This is a genomic window from Corallococcus sp. AB030, assembly GCF_003668965.1.
Classification (GTDB): domain Bacteria; phylum Myxococcota; class Myxococcia; order Myxococcales; family Myxococcaceae; genus Corallococcus; species Corallococcus exiguus.
This window is the reverse complement of record NZ_RAWQ01000015.1, coordinates 35695-61759: the sequence shown is the minus strand read 5'-3', so window position 1 is coordinate 61759 and position 26065 is coordinate 35695. Positions and strand designations below refer to the sequence as shown.

The window sequence follows — 26065 nt, the reverse complement described above, 5'->3', positions numbered from 1 at the left end:
AGTCCCGCGCCCTGTGTTTCAGGGCGCCGGGCGGTGGCCGGACAGCGTCTCCACGTAGGACGCGGCCACCCGGAGGAAGCGGCCCCCACGCACGCCGGTGAGGTACTGGCGCTTCATCGCGCGGGTGGCCCCCACGTAGAACATCGCGCGGCGGATGCGTTCGTTCTCGCGCTCATTGCGCTGGCGAGAGCCCGCCATCCACGCCTCGATGGAGTCCAGGGCCTCCAGTCCCGCGAAGAAGACGACGGGGCACTCGTGGCCCTTGCATGAGAACACCGTGGTGGCGCGCACGTGGTCCACGCCGCTCACCCGGAAGTCCGTCACTTCCCGGCCGCCCTTGCCGCCGTAGGCCTCCGCGGGCACGCCCGCCTTGCGCAGCGCGTCCGTGAACGACGCGGGCATCACCGGCGCCACCACCAGGATGTCGCCGGGGTGGACGCCCTCCTCGTGCACCAGCCGGGCAATCTCCTTGGCCACCCAGCGCGCCTCGCTGGTGCTGGAGGCGAAGTCCTTCACCTGCGGCAGCACGCCGCCGCGCTCGGTGGACTGCACGCGGTAGAGGCCTTCCAGCGTCTCCTCCGGCAGCCACAGGAGCCGCTCGCGGGCCAGCTCTCCGGCCTTCATGTACTCGCGCATGCCGGGGTCGGTGACTCGGTGCTGGCGCAACGGGTCCAGCACCACGTTGAAGGCCACGTCGAGGATGTCGCGCGTGGCGCGGAAGGTCTCCTTGAGCACGCGGGTGCGGCCGCGGAAGGACAGCCCTTCGGGGAGCTGATCCTTCAAGCTGTCGATGGGCGCCTGGCCGTAGACGTTCTGCGAGTCGTCCATGAACAGCTGGAAGCAGCGGGACTCGCGGCCGTCCTCGCCCACGCGGGGGCGCACCAGCGCGTGCAGGGCCGCCAGTCCCTTGGCGTCCATGTCCTGCGCCTCGTCCACGAAGACGGCGTCGAAGGCGTGGGGTTCCAGCCGCCGCAGCGCGCCCACGTGCTTCACCGTCACCTGGGCCCTGAGCGCGCGCAGCTGCTCCGGGCCCGCGCGCACGGTGAGCGCCTCCATGAGCAGCTTGTCCACGAGCGGCGTGAGCGAGCGGTTGTAGAAGGACACCAGCACCCGGGCGCGCGGGTTCTCCAACAGGTAGCGCGCGGCCCAGTGCGCCAGCACGTACGTCTTGCCGCTGCCGGCCACGCCACGCACCAGGTGGTGGCCGTCGTCGAAGCGGCGCTCGAAGAGGGAGACCTGCTCCTGCGTGAAGAGCGGTCCAGTGTCCTTGCCACCCGCGATTTCTCCGCCCAGGCCCACGGGCACCAGTGGCGGCGGCGGTGGCGGCGGCGGGCGCGGCTGGGTGGCGAGCAGCTCCAGCTTAGGCGGCGTGCCGGCGTGGACGCGCACGCGGGGGAGCAGCGACAGGAAGCGCGCGGGCACGGGCGAGGCGCGGGCCTCCGCGCGCGAGGCGAGCACCAGCAGGTATTCCTTCGCGCGGCTGGCGGCGACGTTGAGGATGGGCACCAGCGTGTGCGGCGGGAAGGGCCGTCCGCCAGCCACCGTGTCCACCATCACCACGTCGTACTGGGTGCCCTGCTGGCGGTGGATGGTGGAGGCGCTGAACATGTCGTGGCGCAGGCCCGCCGCGTTGCCCAGCTTGCGCAGGAGCGCCGCCTGCGCGCGGTAGGGCGTCACGCACAGCACCGTGAGGCCCAGGCGCACGGACTGGCGGGCCAGCGTCACGGCGAGCTCCGCGGACAGCTCGCGCTGGTAGCCGGAGCCCGTCTCGCCTCGGCCGTGCGTGAGGCGGCGGGTGTCGCGGCTCAGGCCATCCAGCACCAGCCACATCGCGCGGGACGGGAAGGCGGGCACGGGCGCGGGCCTCTGGGCCCGGTCCTTCACGATGTCGCCGTCCTCCAGCGCGCCGCCGTAGCAGAAGTGGCTCACCACCTTCGCGATGTCCGGGTGCATGCGGTGCTGGGTGCGCAGGAGCAGCACGTCCGGGCGCTCCGCGTCCTTCACCGCGTCCTCCAGGTGGGACAGGGCGCTGGCGCGCAGCCACGTCTGGGTGCCCTTCCCCGCCCCTTCCGCCGCTCGGCTCACGGGGCCAATCTGCTTGGGGTCGCCCGCGAGCGTCACCTGCCGGGCCAGCGGGGCGAGCAGCGCCGTCGCCGCGCGCGTCACCATGCCGGCCTCGTCCACCACGAGCCGCTGGAAGGTCTCCTCGCCTTCCAGCTCCGACACCAGCCGCAGGGCGCGGTGCACGGTGAGCACCATGAGGGGGCTTTCGCCCTTCTCCGCCTCCTTGAGCGTGGGGTCCTTCACGCGGCCACGCAAGCTGCGCAGCTCCGCCTGCATGCGGGCGAGCTCCGGCGCGGGGCCGCCCCGGGAGCGCTCCAGCGTGAGCTCGCGCTCGCGCTGCTCGATGGTGTTGAGCAGCTTGCTCGCCTTGTTCTCCTCCATCGCCACGGTGGGCAACTTGTGGAGGGACTCGCTGGCGCCGGTGCCGCCGCGGAAGATGCTGCGGGCCAGGGGGCGCAGGGGGATGGGGTCGCGCTCCAGCAGGGCGCTGACGCGCATCACCAGTTCGTCCGCGGCGCGGTTGGTGGGGGCCACCGCGAGGATGCGCTCGTTGGGGTAGGCGCGCAGGGCTCGGGCGATGAGGTCCGCGACGGCCGTCGTCTTGCCGGTGCCGGGAGGGCCCCAGATGCTGCCCCACGGCTGGCGCCACAGCCGGTCCACGGGGATGAGCTCCGCGTCGCGCGGGGACGGCGTGGACGGGAGGAGCTCCCCCTTCGCGCGCGCCAGGGCGTTGGTGAGGTCGGAGGTGCGGTCCTCGTAGGCGGCCGCCGCCGCGCACAGGGCCTCCGCGAAGTCATAGGGCCGGTAGCACCAGCGCTCGCAGGAGAGGACGCGGCGGTCCAGGTCCTCGCCGGAGTCGGAGGAGGCGAAGACGCGGCCGGACTCGAAGTCCAGGTGGACGATGTTCCCGGCGAAGACCAGCTCCTCGCCCAGGAAGCCGAGCAGCGAGCCGCCGGACCAGTCCGGATCCGCGGCGGGAACGGGCACCAGCCCCAGGACGCCGGGCCCGGCCAGGCCCACCTCGCGTGCCTCCTGGATCCGCTGCGCGCGGTACTGGCTGCGCTCGGCCACCAGCGCGTCGCGCAGGTCCTCCGGAAGATAGGTGGGGGCGACCCACTGTTCCCGGCGGCGCCCGGAGGACACTGCGGCCTGCATGGCCTCGCGTTCCGCCGGGGTGACGTCGCCGGAGGCGGACACGTCGCGGGCCGGGGCCTCTTCCGGGGGACGCGCGTTGGCGACGTCGTCCACGCGAACGAGGTTCGTCGCGGGTGCCACCTCGGGAGGAGGCATGTCCGCCGAGTCGTCCACGCGGACGAGGTCCGGCGCGGGTGCCACCTCGGGAGGAGGCATGTCGGCCGAGTCGTCCACGCGAATGAGGTCCGGCGCGGGTGCCACCTCAAGAGGAGGCGTGTTGGCCGAGTCGTCCACGCGAATGAGGTCCGGCGCGGGTGCCTCCACCGGAGGGCGCTTGTCGGCCGCGTCGTCCACGCGGACGAGGTCCGGCGCGGGTGCCTCCACCGGAGGGCGCTTGTCGGCCGCGTCGTCCGAACGAAGGAGGTCCGGCGCGGATGCCTCGACCGTGCCAGGGGCAGCGTTCCCCTGTCCGGCGGGACGCGCCGGCACCGCGCGGTTCACGCGGTGGGAGGCCGGCATGGACGCCAGCGCCGCGGAGTCCAGCTCCCGGAAGGTCAGCGTCCTCGCCTTCGCGGACGCCCTGCCCTTCACCTCCGCCACCTTCGGCGCGGGCTCGGCGTCCTCCGACTCCTGCGGCGGCCACGACGCGCGGACCCGGAGCACGGGCGCGGCGTGTCCCTCCTGGACGTCGGTGTCGTACTCCACGCGGAGCACGGGCATGAGGTCATCCGGAGCACGCTCGTCCCGCGGCGCCTCCCCCTGACCCGACTCCTCGTCCGTCCTGCGCATCATGCGGGGTGCTCGCGGCGAGGCCCTTCCTCACTTCGGAAGCGGCGGCGCCGGGAAGCCGGCCAAGCTAGGGGAGGCGTCGATCTGCGTCAACGCGCGCGCGGGCTCCCTCGCACGCCTGCACCGTCGGTGAAGCCCTCCCCTTCACGCACGACGGCCCGGGCCGCGCACACTCGCGGACCCGGGCCGTCATTCACCGCCTTGGACCTCCGCGGGGACTACAGCAGCGGGCAGAGCAGCCCGTTGCCGGTGCCCGCCGGGCAACCCTCGCCCTGGCAGTAGTTGGGCCCCAGGCCCACGGAGAGGATGCCCAGGGGGCTGGGCACCTTCACCTTGCAGGTGCCGATGGTCGCGTTGCCGGACGCGTCCGCCACCGAGTACACCATCGTGTAGACGCGGCCGTTGCCCAGCAGGCTGGACTCCGCGCGCAGCTGCGCGGACTTGCGGTCCGCGCTCAGCTTGATGTCCTGGCACTTGAAGAGGGCCAGGCTGAACAGCGCGTCCTCGGACTCATCCGACTCCACGCGGATGATGGAGGCCGACTGCTGCAGGTCCAGCGTCCCGCCGCAGGTGTCCGCCGCCGGCTGCGCGCAGTCCGCCAGCGTCACCGTCTTGTAGTCCGCGCCCGGGGTGCGGGCCAGCACCAGGTTCTTGCTCGCCCCGGCCACCGGCGCCGTCGCGTCCACCACCGTCACCGTCGCGCTGCACGTGGCCGAGTCCATCCCGTCCGACACCGTGAGCGTCACCGGCGTCGTCCCCACCGGGTACTGGCCCGCCGGGCTGGCCGTGATGCTCAGCGGCTGCGGGAAGCCATCCGGATCATACGAGCCATTGTCGATGGACGCCGCCGCCGAGCACGACGCGTTGGCCGACACCGTCACGTTCTTGCAGAGCGCCACCGGCGCCTGGTTCACCAGACAGCCGCCGCCCGCCGCCAGCGTCAGCGTCGCCGTGTTGTTCTCCTCGCTGTCCTCCGGGAAGAAGTTGAACGCGTCCGCGACCACGAACAGCTTCTGTGCGCCCTCCGGGATCTGCACCGCCGTCTCGAACGCGTAGCGCTCCTTGCCCACCAGCCAGGGCACGTTCACCGTCGCCAGCAGCGTGCCGCCCTCGGCCGGGTCCCCCGCGTAGATGCCCGCCACCGACGGGTCGATGCCCGTCGGAGCCTCGTTGACGATGAAGCCCGTCACCGTCGCCACCTGGCCGTCGTCACACGTCACCCCCAGCCCGGACACCGCCAGGTCGATGCCCGTGTGCAGCGCGGCCTTGGACTGGCCCGGTGCCACGCCCTCCTCCAGGGTTTCGGTACCACAGCCACTCAGCATCAGCAGGGAGGCGAAGAACGACAGAGGACGGCGCAAGGACATGACTCTCTCCAATGAGAAGGGCGGTGCCGGGATGGGGGGAGCGGGCCTGATGCCAGACAATGACAGCCAGGCCCGCGCCCTATTCTCTGCCATAAACGGAATTTTCTAGCAATACGGGCAATCTTGTACCCGGGTCCAGGTATACATAGACACCACGTTGAAGCCCCAATGACCCCGCTGTCTGTCTTTGCGAGGAGTCGAGAAACGGCGCACTCCGTGTCTGGGTTTGGACGACCTGACGGGTTGCCGGTCCCTCGGGGCACAGGAGGGCAGGCGGCCGTCGCAGTGGACAGCGCCCGCCCTGATGGGGTTGGTTGGGCCCCCCCCCGCTGTTGAGGGGAACCAAGCCCATGGCCTCCATCACTCCGCGTTACGCCCACCCGTTCCTCCCCGTCACCCGCGCCGACATGCAGGCCCGGGGGTGGGAGCAGTGCGACATCATCATCGTGAGCGGCGACGCCTACGTGGACCACCCGGCCTTCGGGCCGGTGCTCATCGCGCGCTTCCTGGAGGGGCGGGGGTTCAAGGTGGGCATCATCCCCCAGCCGGACTGGCACTCGGCGGAGCCCTTCAAGGCGCTGGGGGCGCCCCGGCTCTTCTTCGGGGTGGCGGCGGGCAACCTGGACTCGATGCTCAACCGGCTGACGGCCCAGAAGAAGAACCGCTCGGAGGACCAGTACAGCCCGGGCGGGCGCACCAACTGCCGGCCGGACCGGGCCTCCATCGTCTACGCGCAGCGCTGCCGGGAGGCCTTCCCGGACGTGCCCGTCGTGCTGGGCGGCATCGAGGCCAGCCTGCGGCGCATCGCGCACTTCGACTACTGGAGCGAGAAGGTGCGCCGCTCCATCCTCTTCGACGCCAAGGCGGACCTGCTGGTGTTCGGCATGGGCGAGCGGCCCATCTGGGAGATCGCCGACCGGCTCAACCGGGGCGAGCGCATCGAGGACCTGAAGGACATCCGGGGCACCGCGCACCTCATCAACGACGCGGCGATGAAGGCCCTGGAGGCGGACCCGGCGAAGCGCGCGGCGGACCACGACAAGGTGGTGGTGCTGCCCTCGTACGAAGAGGTGGTGGCGGACACGCGCGCCTTCGCGGTGATGAGCCGGGACTTCCAGATGGAGACCAACCCCGGCAACGCGCGCGCCATCGCGCAGCGCCACGGCAACCGCGCCATCTACATGAACCCGCCCGCCCGGCCGCTGGAGGACGGCGCCGGACAGAAGCCCGGGGACACGGCCACGGTGGCCATGGACGAGCTGTATGACCTGAAGCTCAACCGCGTGCCGCACCCCATGTACAAGGAGCCCATCCCCGCCTACGAGACGGTGAAGCACTCGGTGGTGCTGATGCGCGGGTGCTTTGGCGGCTGCACCTTCTGCTCCATCACGGAGCACGAGGGGCGCGTCATCCAGAGCCGCTCCGCGCAGAGCGTGCTGCGCGAGGTGCGCGAGGTGCGGCGCATGGGGGACTTCCGGGGGACGATTACCGACCTGGGTGGGCCCACGGCGAACATGTACAAGCTCAAGTGCAAGAGCGAGGACATCGAGAGCCGCTGCCGCAAGCTGTCCTGCGTGCACCCGGGCGTGTGCGAGAACCTCCAGACGGACCACGGGCCGCTCATCTCGCTGATGAAGCAGGTGCGCGAGGAGCCGGGAATCAAGCACGTCTTCATCGCGAGCGGCGTGCGGTACGACCTGGCGGAGCGCTCGCCGGAGTACGTGAAGGAGCTGGCGGCGCACCACGTGGGCGGCCAGCTGTCCGTGGCGCCGGAGCACGTGTCGCCGCGCGTGCTGGAGAAGATGAAGAAGCCCGGCATCGAGAGCTTCGAGCGCTTCCAGAACATGTTCGCGTGCGCCAGCGAGGACGCGGGCAAGGAGCAGTACGACATCGCCTACTTCATCAGCGGCCACCCCGGCTCCACGCTGGAGGACATGGTGATGCTGGCGCAGTGGCTGAAGGAGAAGGGCAAGCGGCCCCGCCAGGTGCAGGACTTCATCCCCACGCCCATGTCGGTGGCCACGGCCATGTATTACACGGGCCTGGACCCGCTGAAGATGGAGCCCGTGTACACGGCCAAGGGCCTGCGCGAGAAGCGGCTGCAGAAGGCGCTCTTGCTCTACTGGAACCCGGAGCACTGGCCGCTGGCGCGCGAGGCGCTGAAGCTGGCCGGGCGCGAGGACCTGATTGGACGGGGCCCCAAGGCGCTGGTGCCGCCGGAGTCCGCCGCGGAGGCCTCGCGCCTGCGGCGTGCCTCGGAGAACGCGGAAGCCGGGGAGGGCCTGGCGACGAACGCGTGGCCCCGGCCGGCGCAGCCACGTCCGTCCGGGCCTCGGGGTGGGGGCCGCACGCCGCGTCCGGGCCCACGCGGGCGGTAGCGGGCCCCCTGACTTTCGTTCCGGGGGGAGGCTCGGGTATAGGTGCGCCGCCTTTTACGAGCGGCCACACCGCCGGAGCCCGACACCATGCCCAGGACTTCCCAGGAGCAGTCGCAGGAGCGTCACGCGTTCCTGCTCGACCTCTTCCGCAACCAGCCCGACCTGAGCCGCCAGGACGCCCTGGAGAGCTTCAAGGACCGCTTCGGCGCGACCATCAACCTGCGCACCTTCAACGAGCTGCGCGAACAGGCGAAGAAGGAGCTGTCCTCGCAGCCCGCCGCTCCGGTCGCCGCCCCCAAGGAGGAGCAGGACGTGGAAGTGCAGGACGAGCGGGCCGAGGTGACGGCGGAGGACGCGGGGACGCTGCTGAAGGCCGCGGCGACGCCGGAGCTGCACGCGGGTGCGGTGCCGGCGAAGAAGCCGAAGGCGAAGGGCCCGGGCGCGCGCAACGTGTTCGTGGACGCGTCCGCGGAGCAGCTCCAGTTCCTGGAGCGCATCGTGCAGCAGCTCCAGGAGGCCGGTGCCGCCAACCTGCGCATCGACCACGCCACCGACCGGTGGATGGTGCTGGTGGTGGATTCCAAGTAGTGGGTTGCACCTAGACGAACAGTCAAAGCCAGACATAGGGCCCGCCTCTCCTCCACGGAGAGTGCGGGCCCTGCTGCTTCAGGGGCGGCACAAAGATATACCCAAAACAGTAATTCATGACTAGTTTGACATAGCCCTGAAAGCCAATTATCCCTTTTGTCTGTGGATGCGCTCCCGCATTCACAGACTCAAGGGAAACCGATGACCCGTTCGATTCCTGCGCTGGCCTTGATGGTGAGTGGGTTGCTGTTCGGCTGTGGTGGGATGCCCGAGGAGGGCGATTCGCAGGCTCCTTCGGAGGGCAATGTCTCCCAGAGCACGGTGACGACCATCACCGGCACTGGCGTGAGAGTGGTGTACAACTCCGTCAGCGACTCCTTCACGGTCTATGACACCCTGGCGGATGGCCACTCTGCAGTGGCGCGCATCTACAACGGCAATACCGGGTCCACGACGTACTGCTGGAATTCCAATGGTGCGGGGACCTCCGCGGTCTGCAACCGAGATTACCCGAACAATCCTCTGCTCAGGATCTCGGCATGTACGGGCGAAGCTGGGCCCGGCACGCTCGTCGCGTGCACCAGCGCCGTACCGGTCGACGCGTTCGCGCCCGAAAAGAAGTAACTGCGCGTTCAGGCCCGCGGGCCGTCCAGGGGCAGTGACACCGTGAAGGTGGCGCCGCCCCCTGGCGTCTCGGACAGTCCGACGCTGCCGCCGTGGGCCTCCACCACCTGGCGGGCGATCCACAAGCCCAGGCCCAGGCCTCCGAAGTTGCGCACGGACACCGCGCGCTCGAAGCGCTGCCAGATGCGCTCCCGGTCCTCGGGGCACACGCCCATGCCGTGGTCCACCACCGTCAGGCGCGCGGACGGGCCCACCTGCTCCAGGTGCACTTCCACCGGCTTGCCCGGTCCGTACTTCAACGCGTTGGACAGCAGGCCCTGTACCACCTGCTCCAGACGCGCCCGGTCGAACCGGCCTCGCACCGGGCCCGCGATTCGCAAGGTCACTTCGCAGCCCTCGCGGCACAGTTCCTCCCGCGCCAGGGCCACCTCTTCCTTCACGAGCGCGGCGAGGTCCATGTCTTCCACCTTCAGGTGCACCGGCCCCGAGGACAGCAAAGACATATCGAGCAGCGTCTCCACCACCGTCGCCAGACGATGCACCTGCCGCCGCGTGAACAGGAGCCGCTCGCCCAACCGGGCGTGCGCGTCCGGCCCCAGGCCCCGCTCGATGAGATCCAACTGGAGCCGGAAGCCCGCCAGCGGCGTCTTCAATTCGTGGCTCACCACCGACAGGAATTCGTCCCGCGCGCGGACCGCGTCCTGCAACACCGCCTCGCGCGACGACAGCTCCGCCACCTCCCTGCGCACCCGAGCCATCTCCAGCTGGGTGCGCACCCGCGCCGCCAGCTCGCGCGCGGAGAAGGGCTTCACCAGGTAGTCATCCGCGCCCGCCTCCAGGCCCTCCACCGAGGCCTCCTCGCCCGCGCGCGCCGACAAGAGGACGAACGGAATGGCCCGCAGCCGGGGATCCGCGCGCAGCTCGCGCAGCAGGCCGAAGCCGCCCAGGCGCGGCATCATCACGTCGCTCAACACCAGGTCGGGCGGGCGCGCGCGGATGGCCTGGAGCGCGGCGTAGCCGTCCTCCGCTGTCTCCACCGTCACCGACGCGTCCAAAAGCCCCGTGATGTATTTGCGCAGGTCCGCGTTGTCGTCCACCACCAGCACCCTCGCGGACATGGGTGGCAGCAGCGGAGTGGCCCTCACTCCTTCCGAAGTTCGCGCCCCATCCTCCGGGCCCGTCGGCGCCAGCCATCCGCGGATCTCCTCGACGTAGGCGGACGCGCTCCGCTCGACGGAGTGCGCGGGACCTCTTCCCTCGGGGACGAGCTGCTCGCGCGGCAGGTGACTGTTACCCAGGGGCACCGCGACACAGAAGGTCGTGCCCTGCCCCAGTGTGCTCGTCACGTCCACGGTGCCTCCGTGCAGCTTCGTCAGCTCCTGCACCAGGCTCAGGCCAATGCCGCTGCCCTCGTGGCTGCGCGAACGGGCGTTCTCCACGCGGTGGAAGCGCTCGAAGATGTGCGGCAGCTCCGCCTCCGGGATGCCGCTGCCGGTGTCCCGGACCGTCAGCCGCGCCTGGCCGTCCTCCATGTGCAGCCGGACGTGGACGCCTCCCTCGAACGTGAACTTCATCGCGTTGGAGAGCAGGTTGAAGACAATCTTCTCCCACATCTCGCGGTCCACCCAGACGGGCTCTGTCAGCGGCGGCAGGTCGAGCGTGAGGGTGAGCTGGGCTCGCTTCGCGATGGACTCGAACTGGCTCACCAGCTCCGCGGTGAAGGCGGACAGGTCCGTGGGCTGGAAGGCCGCGCGCACGCGTCCGGCCTCCGCTCGGGTGAAGTCGAGCAGCGTGTTGACCAGCTTGAGCAGCCGGGTGGCATTGCGCTGCACCATGGACAGCCGCTCCGCCAGACGCGGGGCCAGCGGCTCCGTCGGATCCGACAGCGCGTCCTCCACGGGCCCGAGCATCAGCGTCAGGGGCGTGCGGAACTCGTGGCTCACGTTGCTGAAGAAGGCCGTCTTGGCCCGGTCCAGCGCCGCGAGCCGCTCCATCCGCTCCACGGCCTCCTGCCGCGAACGCGCGCTGGAGGCGGCCGTGGCCAGCGACCCCGCCACCAGCTCGAGGAAGCCCCGGTACTCCCCCTCGGGGTTCAGGAAGGGGCTCAGGCCCACCACCAGGAAGCCCAGGTCCCGGTCCCCTTCCGCGTGCGGCAGCGGCAGCACCAGGGCGGGCCGGGGCGGCTCCGCGACCTCCGACGGCAGCGGTGCGCCAAGCCACCCATTCACGTCGCCCACCCGCCAGGCCTGGCGCGTGCCCGCCACCGGAGCCAGGAGCCCGCCCGCGGGCCCTCCAGCCTCCGGCGCGCGCAGGTCGAAGTGCGCGGGCACCGCCGCGCTCCGGGCACCCATGCCGGTGGAGCCCACGAGCGAGGCCCGTGCCCCGTCCGCGTCCGTGACGTAGAGCCACGTGAAGGGCAGGTCGGCGGGGTTCTCCCCCAGGGCGTCCAGGCCGGCCCGGCACGCCTCCTCCACGGAGCTCGCGCCGCCTGTGCGCTGGGTGAGGAGGTGCAGCGTGCGCAAACGCCGCTGCCCCAGGACCTGCCCCGTCGTCTCCAGGGCCGGCGTGTAGAAGCCCACCACCTTGCCGTCGTCATCCAGCACAGGGGTGTAGGACCAGGTGAAGTAGGCCTCCTCGGCGAAACCACCCCGTTGGATGGGCAGCGACTGGCTCTCAGCCCAGTTCGCCTGCCGGGTGCGCTCCAGCTCGTCGAACATGCTGCCAAGCGGGTGCCACAGCTCCGGGAAGACCTCGCGCAGCGGCCCCAGTGCATGGTCCGGATGCTTGGCGCCCATGATGGGAATGCCCGCGTCGTTGTAGAGCTGCACGCGCTCCGGCCCCCAGTAGATGAACATGGGGAAGCGCGTCGTCAGGCACATGCTCACCAGGGTGCGCAGCGTCGGCGGCCATGACGCGATGGGCCCCAGCGGCGTCCCGGACCAGTCCCGCTCCAGGATGAGCTGGCCCATCACGCTGCCGCCGCGCAACGACTCCAGCCATCCTTCGGGACGCGGCGCGGCCCCTGCGGCTCCGGCCGTCTGCGGCGCGCTCTGTTCGTTCGTCGGACGGCTCAGGGGAGGCTCGAGGAGTGCGGGACGCGTGGACGAGGGGACCTGATGTGGACGTAGCCAGCCGGTCTCCCCACTTCAACGCCGGAGTCCGCCAGACGGCCCTTTCCGTCGCCTACCAGGCAGGGCCTCTCAGCCGAGGGGCCTCGAACCTGCCCACCCCTTCTCCATGGGGGCAGGCGGGCCGCCGCCGGTGGGCTCCCCGGACGCAGTGTCCGGGAGCAGGGGCCCCGCCGTTTTCAGACGGGCAATCCCCGCGCGGTCTGGGTGAGATGGCGGGATGACGCGAATTCCCTTCGGCCTCGTCCTCGCGCTGTCCCTGGGTTGCGCCAGCAGGCAGCAGCCGTCCCCTCCTCCCGCGCGGGAGTGGGCCACGACGCTGTACCGGGACCACCCGCTGGTGGGACGCATCTGGGACGTGGCGGGAGGCCGCTTCGTGGACGAGAGCGCCCTGCGCGCGGCCGTGGTGCCCGCGCGCTTCGTGCTCCTGGGAGAACGGCATGACCACCCGGATCATCACCGGCTCCAGGCGGAGCTGGTGCGCGCGAGGACGGACTCTGGTCAGCGTCCCGCGCTCGCCTTCGAGATGCTGGACGTCACGCAGCAGCCCGCCGTGGACGCGGCGCTGAAGGCCTGGCCGGAGGACGTGGAGGGACTGGCGAAGGCGGTGGGCTGGGAGCGCAGCGGCTGGCCCGCCTTCAGCCTCTACGCGCCGGTGTTCGCAGTGGGCCTCCAGGCGCACCTGCCCATCGTCGCCGCCAACCTGCCCCGCGCACAGGTGCGGGAGCTGGTGATGAAGGGGCCAGAGGCGCTTCCGTCCGACCTGCGCTCGCGCCTGGGGCTGGAGGCGCCCGTGCCCGAAGCGGAGGCGAAGGCAGTGCGTGAGGAGTTGGACCGCTCGCACTGCGGACAGCTTCCCCAGGAGATGCTGGAGCCCATGGCGCTGGCACAGCGGGCGCGCGACGCGATGATGGCGGACCGGCTGCTGGAGACCGTGCCCGCGGACGGCGCGGTCCTCATCACCGGCAACGGCCACGTCCGGAACGACCGGGGCGTCCCCGCTCACCTGAAGCGCCGCGTGAAGGACGTCACCGTGCTGAGCGTGGCGCTGCTGGAGGTGTCACCGGAGGCGCTGAACCCCCAGGACTACGCGGCTGTCGTTGGCGCCACCACCCTGCCCTACGACTACGTGTGGTTCACGCCAGCCATGCCGGAGGACGACCCGTGCAAGGCGTTGCGGGAGCGCAACAAGAAGCCCTAGCACCGCGAGTGTCAGACCCCGATGGTACGTGAAATGGCGGCACCCGATGCCGCCACTGCAATTGATTCGTTTCACATTCGTACCCATCGAGACCGGAGACACTCCAGGAGTGAAACTCCTGAAGGGTGATTCCATCCCATACGCAACGGATTTCACGACAACAACAGTCGCGCCGCAATGTCGAATTAAACTGTCAATTCAAGACACCCTCACGTAATCAATAGCGCATCCGGGTTCCCCGGATCGGCTGTCTCCCCCCCTGACAGCCTGAACCACCATCCAAGAGAATGACAATGACGACTCGAAGCCTCGGGTTTCGTGCGTGGCGTTGGAGCGCGGTGCTTTCTTTGGCGCTGACGGGCTGTGCCGTGGAGCCTCAGCCGCAGGAGCAAGCCCCCGCCCAGGAAGAGCAGGCGAAGGTCCTGGAAGCGCAGGCGCATGAGCTCACCCCACCCGCGGGGTGTAGCGAGATCACCATGGGCGCGCTGTCGAACGGCGTCCAGCTGACGCCGGTGATGTACGGCGGACAGCCGACCTATCAGGGCACGTTCAACGGCCTGGGAGACCCGGCGCTGAAGGACACGGCGTTCGTCCGGCTGGACGTGAACACGGCGACGGGCGTGCATGACCTGGCGGCCGGCGGCGCCAACACCTTCACCTGCGAGCAGTGCGTCTGGGGCTACCAGGACGCGGGCACGACGGGCCAGAAGCTGTTCGTGGCGGACACCGGCGCCCTGCTGCTGGCGCTCAAGGTGTCGCCGCAGCAGTCGGTGGGCGTGCTCTACAACGTGACACTGCGCGAGTCGGTGAACGCGGCGCCGCTCAGCGCGCCCTACAAGGGCAGCGCGGTGGTCCCGGGTGGCGAGTGCAAGTGGATCCGCTTCGCGACCTGGAACACCCTGCGTCCCATGGGCTGCGACCCGCGCGAGGGCTCGTGGACGGCGAACGTGCCGGGTCACACCTGCGTGGCGGACAACTACTTCGCGGATGACGGCACGCTGGAGAAGTCGCAGGGCACGGGCACGCAGGGCGCGGCCTGCACCCGCACGCCCGCGGCGGACGCCAACCACCCGGCGACGACGGACTGCGCGCAGGGCTTCGCGTGCTCCGACCTGTTCACGGATGACCGGCAGTGCCTGAAGACGTGCGACCCGATGGCGGCGGTCCCCGGCTGCCCCACGGGGACGGTCTGCGGCGTCTACGGCACGTGCATCGAGCAGTCGGTCCTGGAGCCCCTCGGCTTCGACTTCGACCCCGCCCTGATTGGTGAGACGTGCACCAAGACCTATGCCGAGTTCTGCGGCACGGAAGGGGCGCGCGGCGCGTGCGTCAGCCTGAACGGCCAGACGAAGTGCCAGCCCTACACCCGCGCCCGGTCGGAGTGCGGTCCGGGCGAGGAGCTGGGCTTCATCAACTACCCGCTGTCCGGTGGCGGCTACGACCGCACCACCGGCTGGTGCTACCACGACGGTCTGTAGTCCCGGCGTGGGGGGAGCCCGGCCGTGGAGGCCATGGCCGGGCTCCCTGAAGTGACAGTGTCTCCAGGGACGGCACTCCGGGTGGAGGCGGTCCGGTATGCTGACGCACATGCTCTGTCTTGCCTGTACGGAACCGCGTGCGCCGGACTCCGGGCCTCTGTGCCCGGAGTGCGGTGCCGCCCTCGTGCCCGCCGCCGGGCGGCACCTGGATGACTTCGTGCTGGCGCGGATGCGACGGCGCATCGAGCACTGGCGCTTCGACGGGTTGGTGGATCCAGCCACGGCGGACCGGCTGGAGGCCTCGCTCGCGGCGACTGTTGAAGCGGTCGCGAGTGTTCCGGAGGTGCCCGCGCTCGAGGCCGTGGTGGTTCCGGTTCCGGTGGAACCGGCGCTCGACTCCGCGGCGCGCGTGGAGGCCTGGGCGGATGACGTGGCCGGTTCGCTGCGTCGCGCGGGCGGGTGGCGTCCGGGGTGGTTGGCCTCGCTCGCAAGCTCGCTGGATGAGACGGCGCGGGCGGAGCGGGAGCAGGCGGCGCGGCGGCGGGTGGTGACGCAAGATGACGGCGAGTCCTCCAGCGAGGAGGACATGGGTTCGGCGTTGGGGTCCGGCCAGGCGTTGTTCGGCCGGGGGCACCTGGACTCACTGGGCGGCAGCGGGCTGGAGGCGGTCATCGCGCTCGACGAGGGCGACAACCCTCCCCGCCTCAACGAGTACATCTGGTGGTTCCTCGGCGCGGTGCTCGTGCTGGGCGGCTCGCTCATGGGCGTCCGCGAGGCGTGGCGGGCGCTGGGTGGAGTGCCCCGGCAGCTCATCGTTACGGGCGCGCTGCTGGGCTACCACGCGGCCTTCATCGGGCTGGGTGCGTTCCTGGCGCGGCGCTCTCGGTCCGCGGGGCGCGTGCTCGCGGGCATCGGGCTCGCACTGCTGCCGGTGGTGTTCATCGCGCTGTCGGCCCTGGTGGCGCTGACTCCCGCGGTGGGCGTTCCCGCCGCGTTCGGTGTCGCGGCCGTCGCGCTCCTTCCGCTGCGGGCAGCGGGACGGCTGTGGCGCGGGGCTTCCGCCACGTCCTTCGCGGTGGCGCTGTTCCCGTCGCTCCTGGCGGGGCTCCCGCTGATGGGTTGGGGCGACGCGCCCTGGCTGCGTACGCTGTGCGCATGCGCGGGCGTGGTGGCGCTGGGGGCCTCGGTGTGGCGGGCACGGGCGGGCACGGCTTCGTTCGCTGGGGTGGGCGCCGCGCTGTACGGCGCGCTCTGGCTGGCGGTCTTCTGCGTGGCGAGCGGCCCCTCCGGGTTCGATGCGCTGGAGCCGGGGGCGCCCCTGTTCGCGGGGCTCGTGCTGTGGGCGGTGGCGCTGGGCGCGGTGGTGGCGGCGGGAGCGTCCTCGGAAGCCGTCCGGGCGGCCCATCCCCGCGCGGCCCCGGTGTCCGAAACGCTGGCGCACGCGGTGGTGGCCAGCGGCGCGCTCGCGGGGGCGCTCGGCGCCTTCTCGGTCTTCCCGGGCGAGGACACCTGGGTGGATACGGCATCCGTCTGCGCGCCCGTGCTGGCCGCGCTCGTCTTCTTCCTGTTGGAGTTCCGCCGGCGGGCCCTGGTGCATCCGGCCGTCATGGCGGCGCTGCTCGCGGGGGCGTTGGTCGCGCGCGTGCAGGCACCGGACGTTCCGGCGTGGTGGTGCTTCGGCGTCGCGGCGGTGGCGGCCGGGTTGATTCTCCTGGCGCGCGTGACGTTCTCCGCTGTCGTGCGCAACCGGATGCTCGCGTGGGGTGTCGTCGTCTCGCTGGCGACGATGCCCGCGTTCTCCGTGCTGGCGTGGATGCAGGGGACGAACGCGCCCTGGCCCCAGGCGTACACGGGTGCGGTCATCGCGTTCGCGGCCCACTTCGCGGGGCGGTGGCGGTGGCGGGGCCTCCACTACCTGGGCGGTGTCGCGTTGCTCTTCGGGGCGCGCTCGGCCGTGGACGGGACTCCGTGGCTCGCATCCAGCGCGGCGGACCTGGGCGTCTTCGCGCTCGCGGCGGTGCTCTATGGCCTGGCTGGGCTCGCGCAGTCCGCGTGGATGGAGCGTCAGGGTCTGCGGGACGCGTTCCGGCCCCTGGAGGACCTGTCTCTTGTCATCGCCGCGCTCGGGGCGGCTCGGGCGCTGGGGGTCGCGCCCGTGTTGCCGGATGCGCTCTCGGGTGTCGCGGTGCCCTTCTCGACGGTGCTTGCCTGCGTGCCCTCGGCGGTGGCCACGGGGGTGCTGCTGCTTCGCGTCCGGCGCGATGGCAGCCGGCTCGTCGGCTTCCTGGCGGCCATGGGGCTCGCGCTCACGGTGTCGCAGGGCCTGGGCACGGTCTCCGACTTCACCTCGGCGCGGGCCGCGCTCGTGGCGGCGGGCCTGGGCTTCGGCTTCGCGCTGTTCGCGATGCTTCGCGGCCAGGGTCTCGACAAGATGAAGGGCCGGCGGCTGCTGGACGTCTTCCCGCTGCCTTTCGGTGCGCGGGGACGGCCGCTGTTCACGGATGGCTTCGCGGGCGCGGCGCTCGTGCAGGCGGTGCTCGCGGTCATCACGCTCGTCAACTGGATCGCCCTGCCGGACAGCGCCGAGCGTCCGGTGGCCCTGCTCGCGGGCGTACTGCTCACGGCTGGCGCGCTCCTGGCGTTCGTGTCGCGTGGCTTCGTGGCGTTCCAGCTGCGGGGCTCGGTGGTGACGCTCGCCCTGAGCGGCGGGTTCATCGCGCTCACCGGGGCCGTCAATCGCGCGGGCCGGCCGCTTCCGCCCGACGTGAGCGCGTGGCGCCTGCCGCTCATCGGCATCGCGCTGTGGTTCCTGGCGCTGGGCTTGCGGCGCGTGGGGCCGTGGGTGGCCCAGCGTCTGGAGAGACCCAAGCACGGGCCGCTGTACCACGCGGTGCCGCACCTGGGCGTGGCCGTGCTGGCCGTGCTGCTCCTGAAGTCCGCGCTCGTCGTGGGACTGCCGGCTCCGTCACGCGCGCTGGGCCTGGTGCCGCCGCTCCTGGTGCTGGGGCCGGCGCTGCTCACGGTCCTGCTCGCGGCCTCATTCCGCTCGCGGGTCCTGGCGCATTGGGGGCTCCTGCTGGGGATTCCCGGCGCCGCGCTCTGGGCCGCGCAACTGTCGCTGCTTGGAAGTCCGCTGGTGGCCCTGCTGCCTCCCGACGGGCAGTGGATCCGCGCCACGGCGGTGGACAGCGTCAGCCCGTCACTGGACTGGCTGCACCCGGCGGCCTGGATGCCTCCGGGCAGCAGCGAGTTCCTCCTGTGGCAGCAGGCGTTCGCCGGCATCGCAGCGGCCGGGCTCGTCTACGCGGTGTTCGCGGTCGCGGTGGCCCGGATGGACGCGGCCCGTGCGTTCTTCCGGCGGCTGCTGTCCCTGCGCACCGATGACACCTCGGGGCCCTTCCTCGATGCCCTGAGCCGGGAAACGCTCACCGCCGTGGTGCTCGTGGCGGTGGCGGCCTTCTTCCAGCCCGGCGTGCTGTCGGCGGACCTCGTCCTCGCTACCGGTGCAGTGCTGTTCGTGGGCGGCGCGCGGGCACGTGGGCGCGGCGTGGTGGGCCTGGGACTCCTGCTGCTCGTCCATGCATTGGCCCACCTGATGCCGCACCTCGAACCGTGGCCGGGCCCCACGCTGGCGCTGCTGGGGCTCGGGGTGGTGGTCGTCGCACCCTGGATCGCGAAGCGGCGGGGCCACGACGGGGGCCGCACGCGGCTGCGTGCCCATCTGGCCGTGATGCCCTACTTCATCGCGGCCACGGTGTATGCGCTGGCCGTCGAAGGGCACACTTCATCGACGATGGCGGTTCCCCTCCTCGTGTTGGAGATGATCTCGGGGCTCGCGGGCCAATGGATGATGTCCTTCGCCTTCCCCCTGACGCTGGGGCTCCTGTCGGCGGCGCTGCTCGTGGCGGCCTTCCAGTGGCGCGGGGCGCTCGCCGGGTTCATCGCGGGGCTCGGGACGATGGTCGTCGGAGGCGCCGTCGTCTCGATGGGGATGGTGTTCCTCGCGTGGAGCCCCGACCCGGAGAGACCGACGTACCTGGAGCTCTTCACCAAGGCCGGCGACACGCTGGCGCTGGCCGCCGCGGGGAGCGCGCTGGCCCTCCACGTCGCTCGACGCGTGACGTCCCGCCGCCGGAGCGACGTCGCGGGAGGCATGGGCTGGGGCCGCGACCTGTGGCTGATGGCGAGCGCGGCGCTGCTCGCGGCCGTCGCCGTGGGAGGCCAGGCCTCCGAGGACGTGCTGCCCGTGGCGCTGGCGGCCATCGGGTTGGCCGTGGGCGTGTCCCTGCACGCCGCGTGGCGCGAGCACACGGGCCGCCATGTCTACTTCGTGCAAATGGCGGTGGTGGGCGTCTACGCGCTGGTGCGTGGGCTGTACGCGCAGGGACTCCGCCCCGAGCATGACGCCCTCTTCGCGCTGTCGCTGGGCTTCGTCCTCGTGGGCGTGACGGTGCTGGCGCGCAGGGCGGGCGTGCGTCCCGTGGAGCAGGCGACGCGGCGGTTCGCGGCACTGCTACCCATCGCGGTGGCGCTCATCCTCCCCCGCGACGCGACGGGCGATGCGGCCCTGTTCGCGGGAGGCTCCGGCCTGCTGTACGCGGCGCTGGGCGCGGTGGAGCGCAGCCGGATGTTCGGTGCATTCGCCGCGGCGGCCTGCAACCTGGCGCTGCTCATCGCCGCGCTCGCGTTCGGGCTGGAGGGGCTGGAGATCTACCTGGCGCCGCTCGGGCTGCTGCTCCTGATGATGGGACAGCTCTTCACGTCCAGCCTCCCGCACGCGGCTCGCAACGCGGTGCGCATCCTGGGCGGACTGCTGCTCTATGTGCCCGCGGCGGCGAAGCTGACGGCCAGCATGGGCCAGTCCGAGGATGGCACGTATGCGATTGTCTTCGGCGCTGTCTGTCTTCTGGGGGTGGCCGTGGGCATGGCCCTGCGCATCCGCGCCTACCTGGCGCTGGGGACGCTGTTCCTGCTCCTGGACGTGGTGGCCAACCTGCTCGACGCGGGCTTGCGGGACCACCGCATCGGCTTCCTGGTGATGACGCTCACGGGCCTCACCATCGTCACCGGGCGCGTGATGGCGACCTTGAAGCGCCAGGAGTGGGACCTGCTGCTGCGGCGCGTGCGGGTCCAGCTGCGGGGCTGGGACTGACAGCGCCGTGCGGGGGGCGGACGGATTCCGTGCATCGATTTATGACCCGGGGTCTCATCGGAAGCGATGAACGCGCCCTTCCGAACCCTGCCGGTGTGCCTGTTCCTGCTCCTGTCCGCGCAAGGACAGGCCGCGCCGCCCGCTGCCGCCCCGAAGCCCGGGCCCGCCCGGTCCGTGAGCGGCCCGACCGACGCCGAGCGTTACGCGCGCCGGTGCCAATCCCAGACGGCCCAGCGCATCGCCCGGCCCCAGGGCACGATGCTGTGGGGAACCAAGCGCGGCTGGGATCCGGAGAAGCAGACAGAGGAGCGCACCAGCGTGCTCGTCTCCGTGGCGCTGGACGCGCCCCGGCAGGCGGAGGACGGGGTGACGGGCCTGCGCTTCGAAAATGGCCGGCTGTGGGCGGTCCCCCCACCGGAGACCCGGGCGACGGTGAGCGACGTGGTGGGCACCGTGCTCCAGGGCACCGCCAGCGACGGCAAGCCCGTGGAGGTGGCCATCTGCGGCGCGGAGCCCGCGGCGGACGACCCCACCCGCGTCTTCTACCGCATCGAAGCGTGGAACCCCGTGGCGCGCGAATGGGAGAACCCCTGCGTCGCGCTGGACCGCTCTCCCGCGCCTCGGGCGCTGGCGGTGGGCGGCGTGTGGGACGCGAGCGGCGCCCACGCCGACGCGGCGGACCGGGTCACCTTCGCGTGTGAGAACGGCGCCATCTCCAAGTGCATCCTCTGGGGCTACGCGCCCTGGGCCTCACGGGATGGGAAGTCGCTGGCCGGCCTCCACCAGGCGTGCACGCGGCTGGCCCGCGCGGACTACTGCGGCAACGGCCGGAGCCACACGCGCCAGGACACCACCATCGACATCTACGACCGGATGGGCGTGCTGGAGCGCGCGACGGAAGTCACGAGGGAGTGGGACCCGGCGAAGGGGTCCTTCGAAGCAGCCTGGGCTCCCGACGGCGCCACCTGCCTCTCCCGCACCCGCGACGGCCGCGCGCTGGACGTCATCCTCCAGGAGTGCCCCGGCCGGTTCCAGGCGGACACGGCGGACGCACGCGATGAGGGAGAGGTGTGCACGGTTCGCCGCGGCGACGTGAAGCCCGGGGCCACGCTGCTGCGCAACCTGTCCTATGGCCCTCCGAAGGCGGAGCCCGCGCGCGTGCAGTAGCTCAGCCTTCCGACGAGGGCTCGCGCTTCTCGTCGAGGAGCTGGCTGAGGGTCAGGTCCAGCTGGCTGTCCACGAAGGCGATGAAGCTCTGGAAGTCCTCCGTGGAGAGGCCCAGCTGTTCCTGCAGGCGGCGCCGGGTCTCCGTGTAGACCTGCTGCTGCACCCGCTTCAGCCAGCGGGAGATGGTGGACTGGTTGACGCGAAAGAGCGGCGCCATTTCATACGTGGAGAGCCGGTCGGCGAAGTGGAGGCGGAGCAGATGGCGGTCCTCGGCCGACAGCGTGGCAGCGGCTTCCCGCACGGCCTGACGGAAGGCCGCGTGGTGGCGGCGCTTCATCACGTCCAGCTCCGGATCCAGACCCTGCGCGGGCAGCGCCTTGAACAGCTCCTCCGCGTCGTCCCCCGTGGAAGGCTTCTCCTGCCCACGCAGCTTGTTGGTGATGCGGCTGGCGATGACGACCACCCAGCTCAAGAGGCCGCCACGCCCTGTGTAGTCCGCGATGGCGGGCGCGTGGCCCGCGTTGGCCACCAGGAGCTTCACGCCCACGCGCTGGCGGACCTCGTCGATCATCGAGTCGGGTTGGCGGAGGCTCCGCAGCCGCTCCGGCAGCCGGGCCAGGTAGTGGCGTTCGAAGGCCTCCAGCGCCACGGAGTGGCCCTGGAGGCACGCGCACGCCAGGTACAGCTCCGGCAGGGACAGGGCGGAGACGAGCGGCGCGACGGGCGCGGTGGGGCTGGCCGGAGGGAGCCGCTCCGCGACATGGGTCACGAAGCGCTCGGCGGGCAGCGGAATGCCGGGCCAGCGGGCCTGCGCGTCCTCCCAGGCGTGCGTCAGCAGGGCGTCGAGTTCCGCGAGCGCTTCCGGCGAGGGGGCCACGAAGCGCGTCTTCGTGTGCGAGAGGAAGGTCGTGGCCAGTGCGGACACCTGGGACATGGCAACGCCATACCATGCCGCGCCCCGACCCGCCCCCCACGCGCGTCTCCCGCACGGTGCGGGATGTCGTGTCCGCGTGTGTCATTGAACCCCGCGCGCCACGTGGCTAGCGTGAAGGTCCCCACTCCGTGAACGCGCCCCCTTCCAGCTGTCTGACCGACGACATCCTGGTCCAGCTCCTGGAGGATCAGCTGACGGACGAAGCGCTGGCGCAGGTGCACCGCCACGCCGCGGGGTGCAACGAGTGCCGGAGCATGCTGGCCACGCTCACGCCCGGCATCCAGCGCTCGTCCGTGGAGGACCTGGAGCCCTCGGACGAGAGGGAGACGGACCGGCTGCCGCCGCCGGAGCCGGAGCCCTGGACGCCGCCGCCGTCGTTCGATGCGTTCCGCCTGGAGCGCCCGCTGGGCCGGGGCGGGATGGGCATCGTCTACCTGGCGCACGACACGTCGCTGGACCGGCGCGTGGCGGTGAAGTTCATGGCGGCGACGCAGCCGGATGAACGCTTCCGCGACCTGTTCACCACGGAGGCCCGGGCGCTCGCGCGGTTGCAACACACGAACATCGTCAGCGTGTTCAGCGTGGGCGCGGTGGACGGCCATCCGTACATCGTCTCCGAGTACGTCGTCGGCGAGACGCTCGCGGAGCTGCCCCTGCCGGTGCCGTGGCGCCGGGTGCTGTCCCTGGGCGTGGGCCTGGCGCGGGGGTTGGCTGCGGCGCACCGCCAGGGCGTCCTGCACCGCGACCTCAAGCCCTCCAACGCGCTCGTCACGCGCGAGGGCGAGGTGAAGCTGCTCGACTTCGGCCTCGCCGAGCGCGTGGAGGTGGGCGCGGAGCTGGCCTCCGGCTCTCCGCTGCTCGTGGGCACCCTGCCCTACCTGGCGCCGGAGGTGCTCACCGGAGGCCCGGCCTCCGCCCGCAGCGACCTGTATGCGCTGGGCCTCATCCTCCATGAGCTGTGCACGGGTCAGGTGCCCCGCCGCGCCTCGCGAAGGCCCGAGGACACCCCGACCCGCGCCGCGCTGGGCACGGAGGTGGACCCCGACTTCGCCGCCCTCATCCAGCGCTGTCTCGCGGTGGATCCGCTGGAGCGCTTCGGTTCGGCGGAGGCGCTGAGCGAATCCCTGGAGCAGTTGGAGCGCTCCATCGCGCCCGCGCCGCTGGCGGCCGGCAATCCCTATCGAGGGCTCGCGCCGTTCGCGGCCGAGCACCGGGCGCTCTTCTTCGGACGCGAGGGCGACATCCGCGCCGTGCTGGAGCGCCTGCGCACGCGGCCGCTGGTGCTCGTCGCTGGCGACTCCGGGACGGGCAAGTCCTCGCTGTGCCGCGCGGGCGTGCTGCCCCGGGTGGCGGCCGGAGACCTGGGCGACGGGCGCGAGCCGCACGTCGTCACGCTGTGGCCCGGCCACCGCCCGCTCGAAGCGCTGGCGGCGGCGCTCGCGCCGGTGTTGGGGCGAAGGGAGGCGGAGCTCGTCACCGCCCTCACGGACACGCCGGCCTGGCTGGGACAGGCGCTGCGCGAGACGCATGGACGCGGGCGGGGGCTGCTGCTCTTCGTCGACCAGTTGGAGGAGCTGCTCACCCTCGCCGACCCCGGCCAGGCGGCGCACTTCGCCCGACTCCTGGGAGAGCTGGCCCTGCCGTCGCCCGGAGTGCATGTGCTGCTGGCGGTGCGGGGCGACTTCCTCACGCGCCTGTGCGCGCTCCCGGGTCTGGGGGAAGAGGCGGAGCGGGCCCTCTACATCCTCCGGCCCCTGTCGCCGGAGGGCGTGCGCGAGGCCATCATCGGCCCGGCCCGTGCGCGAGGCGTGGCCTTCGAGTCGCCGGAGCTGGTGCGGACGCTCGTCGACTCCACGGCGCATGGCGTGGGCAGCCTCCCGCTGCTCCAGTTCGCGCTCGCCGAGCTGTGGGAGCGCCGCGACGCCGCCCGGGGCCGCATCACGCGCTCGGCGCTGGAGGCGATGGGCGGCGTGGCCGGAGCGCTGTCCCGGCATGCGGACGGCGTGCTCGCGCGCATGAGCTCCGCGGAGCATGCGGCGGCGAGGCGGCTGTTGCTCCAACTGGTGACGGCGGAGGGCACGCGCATCGAGCGCAGCGCGGAGGACCTCGCGGACGCCTCGGATGACATCTCCCGCGCGGCGCTGCGTGTGCTCGTCGAAGGCCGGCTGTTGCACACGCGCACGGTGAGCGACCTGCCGCGCTGGGAGATTGCCCACGAGTCGCTCATCGCGAGCTGGGGCACGCTGCGCGACTGGCTGGACGACGACATCGGGCACCGCGTGCTGCGCAAGCGCGTGGAGGCGGCCAGCGCGGAGTGGGACCGCCTGCGCCGCTCCAGCGAGGCCCTCTGGGGTCAGCGCCAGTTGGATGAGGTGCGGGTGCTGGAGCCCGTCACCCTGGGCGCCCGGGAGCAGGCCTTCCTCCGGGCATCCCACCGGGCCGTGCGCCGCGCGCGCTGGGGACGGGGCCTCACCGCGCTCGTGCTCGCGCTCGCCGTCCTCGCGTCCTACGTCGGCCTCCGGCTCCAGGCGTACCTGGAGGACTCGCGCTTCATCGCCGCGGAGCTGGGCACCGCGAAGGAAGCGCTGGCCTCGGGCCGCACCCTCGCCGCGAGGGCGCTCGCGAACCGCGTGGAGTCGCTGGCCATGTTCGACGGCCGGCCCCCCTCCTCGCTGGGCCCGGAGACCGCGACGGATGCCACGGGCCTGCGCAGCGCCGCGGAGAAGCGCTGGACGGAGACGCTCGCCCTGCGCGACCAGGCGGAGGCCGCCTTCACCCGCGCCAGCCGGAGCCTGGAGCGAGGCCTGGACCGCGACCGCCACCATCTCGACACGCGCCGGCTCATCGCGCAGGTCCTGGCCGAGCGCGTCCTCCTCGCGGAAGCGTTCCACCAGCGCCACGAGCGCGACGCGTGGCTCCAGCGCTTGGAGCAGGAGGTGGACTCAGCGAAGGAGGGCGAGGCCTCCCTGCGGCGGTTCCGCGAGCCCGCGGAGCTGACGTTCGAAAGCACTCCACCGGGGGCCCGCGTGTCCATCACGCGCGTCCTCCGGCGCGACGGGCCGTTCCGCCGCGAAGCCGTTCCGGGCACCGGAGGCTCGCGCTTCGTCCTCCCGGAAGGTTCCTACCTGCTCCACGTCACGCAGCCGGGACGGGTGCCCATGGACGTCCCGGTGTTCCTCGGACACGGCGAGCGTGAAGCGTTGCGCCTCACTCTCCCCACCCAGGTGCCCGAAGGCTACGTCTACATCCCGCCGGGCTGCTTCCTCCTGGGCAGCGCCGAGCCGGAGGTGGTGCGCCGCTTCACCTTCAGCCCGCCCATGCATCGCTACTGCCTCACCGGCGGCTATCTGGTGGGCCGCGACGAGGTGACGTTCGGAGACTGGCTGACCTACCTGGAAGACCTGCCGCCGGACGCGCCCGCGAGGCGGATCCTCGAACAGCCGCACTTCGGCGACGGAGGCACCATCACGCTGCGGTGGCGTCAGGGCACGGGCTGGGTCTTCACCTTCCACCGCACCCGCGAGGAGTTCCGCACCGCGAAGGAAGGCGAGCCCCTGCTCTACGCGGAGCGCACGCGGCACGCGAGCGTCGACTGGAAGCAGCTGCCGCTGTCCGGCGTCTCCGCGCAGGACCTGGAGGGCTACTTCTACTGGCTCCACCGGACGAAGCGGCTGCCGGGAGCGCGCCTGTGCGGCCAGCACGAATGGGAGTACGCGGCCCGGGGCGCGGACGGCCGCCGCTATCCGCACGGCGACCAGCTCCAGCCTGACGACGCCAACATCGACGCGACATATGACCGGCGGCCGTTGGCCTTTGGCCCGGACGCGGTGGGAACGCATCCCGCGTCGGTGAGCCCGTTCGGCCTGCGGGACATGGCGGGCAACGCCTACGAGTTCACGCGCTCCGTGACGCCGGAGTTCGGCAGCGTCGTGCTCCGGGGAGGCTCCTGGTATTACGACTCGTTCGTCGCGGCGAGCGCCGACCTGTCCCCCGGTGACGCGACCGCGCGGGACGTCCGCATCGGCGTGCGCGTCTGTGCTTCGTTCGACCCGCGCTGAAAG

General features: G+C 71.8%; 12 protein-coding genes. 8 read left to right on the top strand and 4 right to left on the bottom strand.

Annotation, left to right across the window (positions count from 1 at the left end):
- Positions 1 to 18: 18 nt before the first annotated feature.
- Positions 19 to 3990, bottom strand: coding sequence for an AAA family ATPase (locus D7Y15_RS06065; RefSeq protein WP_121751962.1), 3972 nt, complete (start codon positions 3988 to 3990; stop codon positions 19 to 21).
- A 215-nt stretch (positions 3991 to 4205) separates the two neighbouring features.
- A complete protein-coding gene (locus tag D7Y15_RS06060) occupies positions 4206 to 5354 on the bottom strand; it encodes a hypothetical protein (RefSeq protein WP_120578774.1) in 1149 nt (382 codons plus the stop codon).
- A 350-nt stretch (positions 5355 to 5704) separates the two neighbouring features.
- Here D7Y15_RS06060 and D7Y15_RS06055 point away from each other — a divergent pair, with 350 nt between their 5' ends.
- The 3 genes from D7Y15_RS06055 (at position 5705) to D7Y15_RS06045 (ending at position 8944) form a co-directional block, all read left to right on the top strand.
- Positions 5705 to 7732 carry a YgiQ family radical SAM protein gene (locus tag D7Y15_RS06055; RefSeq protein ID WP_121751961.1) on the top strand — a complete coding sequence of 676 codons (2028 nt, stop codon included), beginning with the start codon at positions 5705 to 5707 and terminating at the stop codon, positions 7730 to 7732.
- 87 nt (positions 7733 to 7819) lie between these two features.
- Positions 7820 to 8320, top strand: a complete 501-nt coding sequence (locus tag D7Y15_RS06050) for a hypothetical protein (RefSeq protein WP_120577814.1) — start codon at positions 7820 to 7822, stop codon at positions 8318 to 8320.
- A gap of 201 nt (positions 8321 to 8521) precedes the next feature.
- Positions 8522 to 8944, top strand: coding sequence for a hypothetical protein (locus tag D7Y15_RS06045; protein WP_148712703.1), 423 nt, complete (start codon positions 8522 to 8524; stop codon positions 8942 to 8944).
- Between the two features lie 8 nt (positions 8945 to 8952).
- Here D7Y15_RS06045 and D7Y15_RS06040 read toward each other — a convergent pair whose 3' ends face one another.
- Positions 8953 to 11931 (bottom strand): ATP-binding protein, encoded by a 2979-nt coding sequence (locus D7Y15_RS06040; protein ID WP_199745887.1) that lies wholly within the window; start codon positions 11929 to 11931, stop codon positions 8953 to 8955.
- Positions 11932 to 12292: 361 nt separating this feature from the next.
- Between D7Y15_RS06040 and D7Y15_RS06035 the strand changes: the two genes are divergently transcribed.
- From D7Y15_RS06035 to D7Y15_RS06020, 4 genes are all read left to right on the top strand, one after another.
- The gene (locus D7Y15_RS06035) at positions 12293 to 13273 is read left to right on the top strand and encodes a ChaN family lipoprotein (protein ID WP_121751958.1); all 981 of its coding nucleotides are present in this window, start codon (positions 12293 to 12295) and stop codon (positions 13271 to 13273) included.
- A 293-nt stretch (positions 13274 to 13566) separates the two neighbouring features.
- Positions 13567 to 14751 carry a hypothetical protein gene (locus D7Y15_RS06030; RefSeq protein WP_217275907.1) on the top strand — a complete coding sequence of 395 codons (1185 nt, stop codon included), beginning with the start codon at positions 13567 to 13569 and terminating at the stop codon, positions 14749 to 14751.
- 184 nt (positions 14752 to 14935) lie between these two features.
- Entirely contained in the window at positions 14936 to 19903 is a 4968-nt protein-coding gene (locus D7Y15_RS06025) for a hypothetical protein (RefSeq protein ID WP_233604838.1), read from the top strand.
- A 66-nt stretch (positions 19904 to 19969) separates the two neighbouring features.
- Complete coding sequence (locus D7Y15_RS06020; RefSeq protein WP_121751955.1) at positions 19970 to 21070, top strand: ADYC domain-containing protein; 1101 nt, start codon at positions 19970 to 19972, stop codon at positions 21068 to 21070.
- A gap of 1 nt (position 21071) precedes the next feature.
- Here the strand turns inward: D7Y15_RS06020 and D7Y15_RS06015 are convergent, their stop codons facing one another.
- Positions 21072 to 22004 (bottom strand): sigma-70 family RNA polymerase sigma factor, encoded by a 933-nt coding sequence (locus tag D7Y15_RS06015; RefSeq protein WP_120577820.1) that lies wholly within the window; start codon positions 22002 to 22004, stop codon positions 21072 to 21074.
- A 128-nt stretch (positions 22005 to 22132) separates the two neighbouring features.
- Between D7Y15_RS06015 and D7Y15_RS46535 the strand changes: the two genes are divergently transcribed.
- A complete protein-coding gene (locus tag D7Y15_RS46535) occupies positions 22133 to 26062 on the top strand; it encodes a bifunctional serine/threonine-protein kinase/formylglycine-generating enzyme family protein (RefSeq protein ID WP_121751954.1) in 3930 nt (1309 codons plus the stop codon).
- The last annotated feature ends 3 nt before the right edge of the window (positions 26063 to 26065 follow it).

Excerpts from the sequence above, each read along its gene's own strand:
- D7Y15_RS06065 (WP_121751962.1), bottom strand. The coding sequence starts at position 3,990 with ATGATGCGCAGGACGGACGAGGAGTCGGGTCAGGGGGAGGCGCCGCGG.
- D7Y15_RS06060 (WP_120578774.1), bottom strand. The coding sequence starts at position 5,354 with ATGTCCTTGCGCCGTCCTCTGTCGTTCTTCGCCTCCCTGCTGATGCTG.
- D7Y15_RS06055 (WP_121751961.1), top strand. The coding sequence starts at position 5,705 with ATGGCCTCCATCACTCCGCGTTACGCCCACCCGTTCCTCCCCGTCACC.
- D7Y15_RS06050 (WP_120577814.1), top strand. The coding sequence starts at position 7,820 with ATGCCCAGGACTTCCCAGGAGCAGTCGCAGGAGCGTCACGCGTTCCTG.
- D7Y15_RS06045 (WP_148712703.1), top strand. The coding sequence starts at position 8,522 with ATGACCCGTTCGATTCCTGCGCTGGCCTTGATGGTGAGTGGGTTGCTG.
- D7Y15_RS06035 (WP_121751958.1), top strand. The coding sequence starts at position 12,293 with ATGACGCGAATTCCCTTCGGCCTCGTCCTCGCGCTGTCCCTGGGTTGC.
- D7Y15_RS06030 (WP_217275907.1), top strand. The coding sequence starts at position 13,567 with ATGACGACTCGAAGCCTCGGGTTTCGTGCGTGGCGTTGGAGCGCGGTG.
- D7Y15_RS06020 (WP_121751955.1), top strand. The coding sequence starts at position 19,970 with ATGAACGCGCCCTTCCGAACCCTGCCGGTGTGCCTGTTCCTGCTCCTG.
- D7Y15_RS06015 (WP_120577820.1), bottom strand. The coding sequence starts at position 22,004 with ATGTCCCAGGTGTCCGCACTGGCCACGACCTTCCTCTCGCACACGAAG.